Genomic DNA, 10,746 nt, shown 5'->3' with positions numbered 1-10,746 from the left:
CACCCAAAAACGAGTCTACTTGCCAAAAAGTGCTCTGTAAGCCGGATATTTCGGACTACAGCGCAAACTGCCGCCGCTCACACTCACGCAGTCCGATTTTTCCCACTTACAGCACCCACATTCCCCTTTTCTACCTCTCTAGTCCGGTTTTTCCCACTTATTTCACCCAAAAACGAGTCTACTTGCCAAAAAGTGCTCTGTAAGCCGGATATTTCGGACTACAGCGCAAACTGCCGCCGCTCACACTCACGCAGTCCGGTTTTTCCCACTTACAGCACCCACATTCCCAGTTTCTACCTCCCTAGTCCGGTTTTTCCCACTAACAGCACCCACCCTCCAGCACAAGCCGCAAGCCACAAAAAAAAAAGCGCCCAGCTCAAAAGCTGGCGCTTGGCGCTTCCTCCTACGTACTAAACCGCTCGCGATATCCGCACTTCCGGCATAGCTCTTCCACCACCTCGCGGCGGGAGAAGCCCTCGTACAACCGATTCGCCCGCTCCCCCTCGATAATTTCCGAGAACGGGGTATCGTGAATGTTGCCAAGATCGATAACCCCTTCCCCGTCCAGGCAGCAAGGGATCACCGTGCCGTCAACCAAAATGCCGGCTTGATTGCGCAGCGCATGGCAGAAGCCTGGCCCTTCAATCTCGTCAGCTTTTAAATCCGGCCACTGAAACTCATGGTCCTGATTCAAATAGACGCGATCCGTTAGCTTAAGGCCTTTGCCGCGGACAAACATCTCCTCGATCTTATAATCCAACGCAAACTCGCGCTCTAACATTTCCAAAATATCCCTGTTCCGCTTGCGCTCCAAGTTCGTGCTATTATCCGTATCCAGGTTCCACAACCGGAACGAAATAATGACATTGGAGCTCTCCACGATCTCCTTGGCAAACTTCACAACGCTCATGACGTAGCCTTCTTTATCTTCAGAGCCAATATGCCCATCAAAGCTGTGCAGCGAAAAATTCATTTGCCGCAGCGCCGGCTTGCCCAGCAGCTTATGTCTATTTTTACTAATCAGCGTGCCGTTGGACGTAATGTTGACCTTGAAACCTTTGTCATGACTAATGTCCAGCAGTTGGTCAATCTTCGGATGCAGCAAAGGTTCACCTTTGACATGCAAGTAAATATGGTCGGTGTGCGGTTTAATTTGATCCAAAATATTCGTAAACGTATCTATTTCAATAAAGCCTTTGGCACGCTGCGTCTGCGGGCAGAACGTGCAGGCCAAATTACAGATGCTCGTCACTTCAATGTAAAACTTCTTAAACTTTTTCATGCCGGGATACTCCGTTTCTGTCTCGCTAATCTGCAAACTATTAGCTATTATAGCAGAGTTAGACGATCCATTGCACGATGATTCCAATAAAATGCGCAGAAGGAATGAGCACCGCTTGCGCCAACAGCGTTCCCATAAACCGCGAGGTCATCAACAGCGCATAAATTTTACCAAGCTGAAGCTTTTGCTTCTCGTCGTGCAGCGCCTTATCTGTAATGAGTCCGAGCTGCGGGTCAATAAATATGGTCAACAAAATGGTGGCGATTCCGTTAATGATGCCGGAAGCTTGCGAAGCCGTCGTGCTGTATTGAGGCAATAAGTGCGCCGCAAAAAGAGACGCCAGCACGCCGACGGAGTAGAATGAAGTCACGACAATATTCAAAATAAGAAATCGCTTCGGAATACCCAAATATCGAAAATGCTGCAGTTTAATGGTCGGCTTCTTCAAATAATTTTTCGTGTTTTTCAATTGGTCAATGGTGACACTCGTGATCAGCTTGGGAATGGATCCCGCAACCTCCAATTTGGCAATCACTCTCTGGCTAATCCTGACAAAAGAAGGAAACAGCGCGATCGCAATCAACGTGCCGATGGTGGAAGCAAAAAGCGTTAAGCGCAAATAACGCTCTAAATCAAACGTGGCATCAAGCTTTGCATGGTCCACAAATTTCGCAGTCAACGGTGCCTGAATCAAATTGGCCGTGCGCGACACAAGCACGATAATCCCTGTCAGCGACAGCGCCACGGCAATTTTGTTCAGCTGCACGCCGGCGTAACGAACGGAATAAGACAGCGTCTCCGCCGTATGGATAATCATCGTTAAAATAAAAACAACGATCAGACTGTTCGTCATATGGAAGCTTCACCTGTGAGAACCGCGCTGATTGCAGCCAGCGCTTGTTCCCATCTCAGCTTCATCGCTTCTCGGCACGATTCGTCCGCCAGGTTTTCCTGATGGAAGCTGATCGTTGTTTTCCCTGCTGTCGCTGGCAGAAGGCGGATCTGTATCGTCGACGCTTTTTGCCATTCTCCGGGCTGCCACGTCAACCGGAGCTGCTCCAGCGGCTTAACGACCCGGATAGCGCCCGATGCGCCATCTTTTGTGGCATAGGCCTCTCCGGTCACAAAGTCCATGTCAGCCGCTTCCCCCAGCCACAGTTTGCGACCTTGCGGGGAAGTCAGCAGCTGCCAGGCAGCCTGCCTGGTGACGGGGAGCGATCTTCGAACACCGATCTGAAAGCCTGCAGATTTGGTTTGACCTACTGGAATTTGCCTAGTCACAAGTACCACTCCTTCACTTTGCTTCTACAGGTCCGCCAACTGCCAGATTCGCTGCCGGCACCTCGTCGCCGTACCACAGCTCTTGAAACGTCGTGCTGCGCTGCAGCAGCTCGGCGGAAGTTCCTTCCGCCTCGATGCGCCCGTCCTTCATGACGATAATGTGATCGGCCCGCGCCAGCGCCGCCTTGCGATGGGAGACGACCAGACAGGTCGCATCCCCGCGCCGCTGAAACATACGCTCCCACAGCTTCTGCTCCGTCTCGACATCAAGCGCGCTCGACAGGTCGTCGAACACATACAGCTCCGCATCGCGCACGAGCATGCGAGCCGCCGCCGTCCGCTGCGCTTGGCCGCCGGACAGCTTCACCCCGCGCGGGCCGATGACGGTGTCGAGCCCACCAGGCAGCTGCGCGACGTCCTCTTCCAGGACGGCCGCGTGCAGCGCTTGCTGCAAGCTGCCATCTTGCTCGGCTTGCCCGAGCAAGATATTGTTGCGCAGCGTATCGCTGTAAAGCCGCGGCACCTGTGCCGTATACGCGCTCCGCGGCGGCGTGAAGAAGGTGCCTGGATCATCGACCTGTTCACCGTTCCAGGCGATCCGCCCCGCATCCTTCGGCAGCAGACCGAGCAGCGTGCGCACAAGCGTGGTTTTGCCTGAGCCGATAGGGCCGGTGACGACCGTGAACGATCCCCGCTCCAGCGTCAGCTGCACATCCGCAATCCCTCTGCCCGTGTCCGGATACGCATACGACATTCCCTCTATATCAAGGCGTTGCAAGGGGGAATACGCTTGTTCTCCCGAAACCTGAGAAGCCGGATCAGCCTGCTCGTGCTCGTGCTCGCGCTCTGGACTTTTATTGTCCAGGTGCAAACCTTTTGCCATCGTTAAAATTTTCGCCGGAGCCCCTTGCAGCAGAAAGGTCAGCCGCTCCAGCGCTACGCTCATTTGTTTGAAGTAGGTAATAAACTTGCCGACGTTAGAGATGAATTGCGTAACAAAGGTCAAATAGTAGACGAATAAAGCAAAGTCGCCAACCGTGAACGTTCCTGCCCGCATTTTTTGACCGGCAAGAAGCAAAATCAGTCCCGTACCCAGATTGACGGAATTTGAAAAAATTGAATCGAGCAGCTCCGTCATGAGCCGGTCCTTGATCATCGCTTTGCGCCGTTCATCGCCCAGCTTGCGGAAACGCTCGATCACGCGCTTCTCCGCGCCCGCGACTTGGATCGCCTGGACATTGCCGAACATCTCGCTAATTTCACCGGTGACTTTAGCGGTCGATTCCCGGCTAGCCGCACGGTACTTCTGCAGCCGCGCCGTCGCAAGCTGTGCTGCCGAAATCACCAGCACCAGCGGCAGAAACACCAGCAGTGTCATCTGGGCATCGATGCGAATCAGAATATAACTGGACACCGCTGCGAAGCAGGTCATCCCGAATACATCGACCGACCAGCTCGCCGCTTCCTCAGATTGATCCACATCGTCGCGAAAATGGCTGATCGCTTCGCCCGGCGATACGGGAATCGCCCGCGCGCCAGGCTGCTTGAGCACATGCTCCAGCAAATTGCGCCGAAGCAGCATCCCCATGCGGAAGCGGAAATGCACGTCGGTAATAAAGCCGACGACGATGAGCACGATCCGCCCTAATGTTGCAGCCATCAGCAAGGCGATAATACCCCAGACGCCATACCCCAGCTTGGCATTGCCGGTGAGCGAGTCAAAAAACTCCTTCGTCACAAGCCCTGGGGCAATTGGCGCCAAATAGATGACGGTCCATGCGATGGCATTGATGACATACCGAACTGGCTTATACATAATCAAGCGCCATAAATATTGAAACGTCGTCATGCCAGCACCTCCTCTAGGCCGGTTGCCAGCAATTGGCTGAATCGTGAAGAAGGATCAGCGGCCAGCTGCTCTCTTTTGCCTGATTCCAAAACCTTGCCATGGTCGAGGATCAAAATATGATCCGCCCGCTGCACCGTGCTTAAGCGATGGGCAATCATAATGCAGGACCGGTCTTGAAGCAGCTTGGATACGGCTTTTTCCATCCGCTGCTCGGTGAGGGGATCGAGCCGGGAAGACGCTTCATCCATGATGACCAAGCCCGGATCGGTCAAAAACACCCTGGCAAACGCCAGCAGCTGCGCTTCGCCCGCTGATAAACTGCCGCCGCCGGAAGCCAGCAGCGTATCCAAACCATCCGGCAGCGCTTCATACCAAGCGCCCAGGCCAAGATCTTGCAGCACTTCGATGATGCGCTCATCCGCAATCGAATCATCATAAAATGTCAGGTTATCGCGCACATTCCCCTGCATAATTTCTATATTCTGTGTCACCATGGCTACGCGCTTACGTAGATCCGCCAGCTTGCAGCTGCGAATATTCGCACCGCCCAGCATAATCTCCCCTTGCTGCGGGTCATAGAAGCGCAGCAGCAGGCGCGCCATCGTCGACTTGCCGCTACCTGTGCGCCCGAGTAAGCCGAGCACTTCGCCGGGCTGCAGCGTCAGGTCCAGATGATCGAGCGTCGGCTGATCGCCGTCGTAGCTGAAGGTGACGCCTCTGAACTGGACGCCGAGCGCGCCTTGCGGCAGCGGCTCTCCATGGCCGTCGGCAATGGCCGAACGCGTCGCGAACAGCTCGCGAATACGCGTGATGCTGGCGTCCGCTTTTTGCAAATCCTCCATTTGGGTGCGGATTTTTTCAATCGGCTTTGCGAGCAGCTCCGTATAGAAAAAAATCAAATAAACGGTCCCCAGTGAAATGTTGGACGTGTGCCACAGATAGCTGCTGATCGCAAAAGCCGTCGCATTCCCGAGCGCGAACACCAAAATCGATGCATTCCACATCGCGCAAAAGCCGAGAAAAGCTTTGACGCGCAGCGGCAGCATGCGTCTAAGCATCGAGTAGAAGCGGTTCATGACGAACCCGGCCGCTCCATTCGCGCGAACATCCTCCGTACCTTCCAGATGTTCGCCGATAAATCCATAAAATTCCGCGTTCGCCTGCCGCCATCCCGTCCAGACGGGGACAGCGAACTTGCGAATCCGTTGGATCGCAAAGATGGCGAACAAAATGAAGATCGTCATGCCTACGCCGATCATCCAGCTTTCGCGAAAAAGTAAAACGATAATGCCGATCATCAGCAGTAAATTGCCGACGAGATGAATAATCATGCTGGAGAAAAAATTCGCCAGCGCATTCACATCCCCATCCACCCGTTCGATCAGCGAACCCGACGTGTGTGATTTGTGAAACGTCATGTCCAGTGACAAACAATGTGCAGCCAGGTCGACACGCAGCGTGTTCGTTGTTTTCCAGCCGACATTTTCACTGTAATACGTGGCAATCACGGAGATAAGCTGCTGAATGAGCGAAAATGCGATAAACAATCCGGCCGCAACGAAAAGCGGCTGTAAATCCCCCAGCGACTGGGCTGTATCGATGAAATAGCGAATAATTTGCGGGTTAATCAGCTGCATGCCGATTGAGGTAAATAATAACAAGGCAAGTACGATGAGCGTGCCTCGCTGCGGCAACAAATACCGGTGCAAAATTTCATAATATTGCCGCACCGAATGGTTCGTTTTGGAGCGCTGCATGTAGGAAAGTCCTCCTGTTGATTTTTTCCAGTTCGTACAATCCATCATACTAAATTCACACGTTAACGACAATCAAGGATTTCCCAAGCAAAGCAAAAAAGCCGCTGTTGGCTGCGGCTTCCCGGTCATCCCGTATTCACTAGGCTTAAATGGATAAATTCTTTGTTTCCGCTGCTTTTATAATGAATCAATTTCGTTATAATCTTATTTGTTGATACATTCCGTATCGTAATCAAGTTGGTTTTTTCCATTTAAAAAACCGCACTTAGGGTGCGGTTCGTAACGCTCATGCAGAACTTTCCTGCTGGATGAGAACGGTGCCCAAATATTTGCGGGCGTTCGCTGTCTCCAGATGAAGAATGGCGGTTTCGCCTTGGGCATTCTCCAAATGCACGTAAGCTCCGCTCAAATTCTCTTTGACACTTGTGATTTTGTAAAGCAGTGCCACCAACACCTCTAACTGCTGCTTCTCCTTCAAATATTGCTCATACTCGCTCATAAGCTCCCCCTATATCACGCCAGGCGCAGCCGAGTTGTAAATCGACCGCTTCAGAAATTGCCCGGCACCTGGAGATCCGACGAATTGTTTGTCCCGAATGACAAACTTGCCTCGCGATAAGACCGAAACCGGCTCGCCGGTAATGGTCATGCCCTCGAACGGATTATAATCCACATTCATATGATGCGTTTCCGCTGAAAGTGTGCGCTGCACATTCGGGTCAAAAATGACGATATCCGCATCGCAGCCGACGGCAATCGTTCCTTTTTGGGGGAATAAACCAAAAAGCTTCGCGCTCCGTGTCGATACGATATCAACGAATTGATTTAGTGTGATTCGCCCTTTCTTCACACCTTCAGAGAACAAGATCGAGAACCTGTCTTCGATCGTCGGACCGCCATTAGGGATTTTGCTGAAATCACCTAATCCCAGCTCTTTTTGACCTTTAAAATTAAAAGAACAGTGATCCGAGCCAAGCGTCTGCAGCTGCCCGTTCTTCAAAGCGTTCCAGAGCGCTTCCTGATGATCCCTTGCGCGAAGCGGTGGCGACCATACGTATTTCGCGCCTTCAAAGTCATCTTTCTCCAGACTCGTCTGATCCAGCAGCAAATATTGCGGACATGTCTCTCCCCACACGTCCACACCTCGGTTCCGCGCTTCAGCGATCTGCTCGACGGCCTCCTGACAAGTGACATGGACGACATATAGCTGCGAATTCGCCAGCTGCGTCAGCTTCGCCGCCCGTCCCGTCGCTTCGCCTTCGATCACCGAAGGGCGTGTCAGCGCGTGATAGATCGGCTCCGTCTTCCCTTCGGCGAGTGCCTTGGCAATCAAGTGCTCAATGACGTCCCCGTTCTCCGCATGCACCATGACGAGCGCTCCGTGCTGTTTCGCCTCGATCAGCGTGCGGTACAGCGTCCCGTCGTCTGCCTGGAATACGTTTTTATAAGCCATGAACACTTTCAGTGAAGTGATACCCTCTTCCTTGATCATGATCGGCAGCTCTGCGAGCACATCTTCGGTCATTTCCGCAATCATCAAATGAAAACCATAATCAATGACAGCTTTTCCCGTGGCTTTATCGTGCCATGTTTGCACAGAACGGCTCAGCGGGACCCCTTTATTGGTCAGGCAAAAATCAATGATCGTCGTCGTTCCGCCAAATGCGGCGGCTTTCGTCCCCGTTTCGAAATTGTCGGCCGTCACGGTGCCGCCGAAAGGCATATCCAGGTGGGTATGCGGATCAACGCCTCCCGGGAAAACATAACGTCCAGACGCATCGATAACCTCGGCATCCTCGATGTCCAGATTCAAGCCAATCCGGGTAATGATGTCGCCCTCGATGAGGATATCCGCCTGATATTGGTCGGCAGCCGTGACAATCGTTCCGTTTTTGATCAATTTAGCCATGATTCCATTTCGCCTCCTTCTGATCTTATGATCAAGGTGAAAGTCGAGCTAATGCAGCTTGCCTCTCATTCCACGTCATGATGCCTTCCCCAGAGGGCACCTCGACCATGGATATCGCTCCCTCTACCGGACAGACGATCGAGCATAAGTTACAGCCGACACAATCCTCTTCACGTACCTGCAAATACGCCCTGCCATCTTCCCCCGTTATCCGATCAATACATTGATGGGACGTATCTTCACAGGCAATATGGCATTTATTGCAGTTGATGCACGTGTCCGTGTCGATCCGGGCGACCACCGCATAGTTCAAATCCAGATTTCCCCAATCGGAATAGCGGGGAACGGATCGGCCGATAAGCTCGTTTACGCTGCTGAGCCCTTTGTCATCGAGGTAGTTGTTCAGCCCATCGATCATCTCTTCCACAATGCGGAAGCCATGGTGCATCACCGCTGTGCATACCTGCACGCCGGTCGCTCCCATCAGCATGAACTCAACCGCATCACGCCATGACGAGATGCCGCCAATGCCCGAGATCGGCACGCCGACAGCAGCATTGCGCGCGCATTCGGCGACCATGTTCAGCGCAATGGGCTTGACGGCCGGCCCGCAATAGCCGCCGTGCGCGCCTTTGCCGCCGACATGCGGGATCGTGTTCCACGTATCCAGGTCCACGCCGGCAAGCGAGTTGATCGTGTTGATGAGCGAGATCGCATCTGCGCCGCCTCGCACAGCCGCCTTGGCTGTCGCCGTAATATCGGTGATATTCGGCGTCAGCTTGACGATGACAGGCGTCGTCGCGACCTCCTTGACCCACATCGTCTGCGCCTCCACCAAGTCCGGCTGTTGGCCCGAGGCCGAGCCCATGCCGCGCTCGGCCATCCCATGTGGACAGCCGAAGTTCAACTCCAGGCCGTCGACCCCGATGGCCTCGACTTTTTTTACAATTTCATGCCACTTCTCCTGTTTGGGTTCAACCATCAGTGAAGCGACGATGACGTTGTGCGGGAACCGTTTTTTCGTTTCGTAAATTTCTTTGAGATTCACCTCTAGCGGCCGGTCCGTGATCAGCTCAATATTGTTAAACCCAGCTACACGCTGCCCATTAAAATGAACCGCAGCAAACCGCGAGGACGTATTGATAATCGGATCGCCCAGCGTTTTCCAAACCGCGCCGCCCCATCCCGCTTCGAACGCCCGCTGCACTTGATATCCTGTATTCGTCGGCGGCGCGGACGCCAGCCAGAACGGATTCGGCGAGGCGATGCCGGCCAAGTTTATTCGTAAGTCTGCCATCCGGATTCCCCCTATGCGGTTTCGTTGTGACTTGTCACCAACTGATCATAAATGGCGGAAGCCGCCAGCTTGCCTTGCTGCGCCGCTGAGACGACCATCGCCTCGCCTTGTCCGCCGCCAAAGGTTACATCCCCGGCAGCAAAAACTTTCGGATGAGACGTTTGCCCCGTACGCGGATCCACCGTCACCGCGCCCTGCGCATGGGCCAAGCCGAATTGCTCGATTAGCGATTGGTGGCGCGTTTGCCCGATTGCTTTCACGACCGCATCGACCTCAAGCACAAATTCCGAACCTGCGACCGGTACGGGCCGCTTTCTGCCGGAGCCTCCATCTTCCAATTCCATGCGGATGCACTCCAGTCCAACAACCTCGCCGCTATTGCCGCCGATGATCCGTTTTGGAGCGGTCAGCCAACGAAACACAACGCCGTCTTTTTTGGCAAAATCAAACTCAAAATCGTACGCCGTCATCTCCGCTTCCGTCCGGCGATACACAATTTGCACTTGCGCCGCACCGAGGCGTACGGAACAAGTCGCCGCATCGATCGCGGTATTCCCCGCGCCGATGACCGCCACGCGCTTGCCAATCAGCTGCGTATCCAAAGCCGTTTTCGTCGCTTCAACGAAGTCGATCGCATCATAGACGCCGCATAGCGTCTCGCCTTCGATGCCCAGCATCGGCACCTTGGACATACCGGCGGCCAGCACAACAGCGTCATACGTCTCCAGCAGCTCGTCAGCCGTCACATCAACGCCAACCTTCGTGCCTGTCCGAATGGTCACGCCCAATGCTTGAACCTGCTCCACCTCCCACAAGGAGACGGACTGCGGCAAGCGAAACGATACAATGCCATAGGTATCCAGTCCGCCTGCCTGCTCTTTGGCCTCAAAAATCGTAACGGCAAACCCATACCGCGCCAGCTCCCGTGCCGCAGACAGCCCGGCAGGGCCGCCGCCGACGATAGCGACGGACTTGCCGATGCTGCTCCCCTTCTGGAACAGCACCTGCCGATTCCGAATCGCCCAGTCAGTTGCATAGCGCTGCAGATCCCCGATCAAAATCGGTTTGGACGATTGATTCAGCACACACGCGCCTTCGCACAGCTCCTCCGTCGGACATACCCGCGAGCAGCTCGCTCCCACTGGATTGGCCTCCATAATCGTCCGAGCCGAGCCGAGGAGATTGCCTGTGGCAATTTTTTTAATAAATGACGGGATATTGATGCCTGTTGGACATGCCTGAACGCAAGGCGCATCGTAACAGTAGAGGCAGCGGTTGGATTCTTCACTCGCTTCCTTCGGTCTCATGCCTGCTTTTACCTCGACAAAATTCCGCTTGAGATCATCTAACGATATATAGGCAGTGCGCATC

The 10,746-nt window shown here is 53.9% G+C and carries 9 protein-coding genes; all 9 read right to left on the bottom strand.

The genetic code is table 11. The annotated features are described in order from the left end of the window. Window positions 1–403: 403 nt before the first annotated feature. Entirely contained in the window at window positions 404–1,282 is an 879-nt protein-coding gene (locus tag O9139_RS19905; protein ID WP_270881221.1) for a radical SAM/SPASM domain-containing protein, read from the bottom strand. A 58-nt stretch (window positions 1,283–1,340) separates the two neighbouring features. Continuing rightward, on the bottom strand, window positions 1,341–2,135 hold the full coding sequence (locus O9139_RS19900; RefSeq protein ID WP_270881220.1) for a lipid II flippase Amj family protein: 795 nt from the start codon (window positions 2,133–2,135) through the stop codon (window positions 1,341–1,343). Next, complete coding sequence (locus tag O9139_RS19895) at window positions 2,132–2,563, bottom strand: SRPBCC family protein (protein ID WP_270881219.1); 432 nt, start codon at window positions 2,561–2,563, stop codon at window positions 2,132–2,134. Before O9139_RS19895 ends, O9139_RS19900 begins: the two co-directional genes overlap by 4 nt. Before the next feature lie 13 nt (window positions 2,564–2,576). Further along, a complete protein-coding gene (locus O9139_RS19890; RefSeq protein ID WP_270881218.1) occupies window positions 2,577–4,412 on the bottom strand; it encodes an ABC transporter ATP-binding protein in 1,836 nt (611 codons plus the stop codon). Continuing rightward, window positions 4,409–6,169, bottom strand: a complete 1,761-nt coding sequence (locus tag O9139_RS19885) for an ABC transporter ATP-binding protein (protein WP_270881217.1) — start codon at window positions 6,167–6,169, stop codon at window positions 4,409–4,411. The genes O9139_RS19890 and O9139_RS19885 overlap by 4 nt, the downstream gene beginning before the upstream one ends. Before the next feature lie 286 nt (window positions 6,170–6,455). Further along, window positions 6,456–6,668, bottom strand: coding sequence for a hypothetical protein (locus O9139_RS19880; protein ID WP_270881216.1), 213 nt, complete (start codon window positions 6,666–6,668; stop codon window positions 6,456–6,458). Window positions 6,669–6,677: 9 nt separating this feature from the next. Beyond that, the gene (gene hydA / locus O9139_RS19875) at window positions 6,678–8,078 is read right to left on the bottom strand and encodes a dihydropyrimidinase (protein ID WP_270881215.1); all 1,401 of its coding nucleotides are present in this window, start codon (window positions 8,076–8,078) and stop codon (window positions 6,678–6,680) included. A 31-nt stretch (window positions 8,079–8,109) separates the two neighbouring features. Then, the gene (preA, locus tag O9139_RS19870) at window positions 8,110–9,375 is read right to left on the bottom strand and encodes an NAD-dependent dihydropyrimidine dehydrogenase subunit PreA (protein WP_270881214.1); all 1,266 of its coding nucleotides are present in this window, start codon (window positions 9,373–9,375) and stop codon (window positions 8,110–8,112) included. Window positions 9,376–9,386: 11 nt separating this feature from the next. Next, a complete protein-coding gene (locus O9139_RS19865; RefSeq protein ID WP_270881213.1) occupies window positions 9,387–10,745 on the bottom strand; it encodes an NAD(P)-dependent oxidoreductase in 1,359 nt (452 codons plus the stop codon). Window position 10,746 lies beyond the last annotated feature (1 nt).

Origin of the sequence: Paenibacillus aestuarii (assembly GCF_027789125.1) — a bacterium.
Taxonomy (GTDB): domain Bacteria; phylum Bacillota; class Bacilli; order Paenibacillales; family NBRC-103111; genus Paenibacillus_E; species Paenibacillus_E aestuarii.
This window is presented reverse-complemented; position numbering and strand designations above follow the sequence as displayed.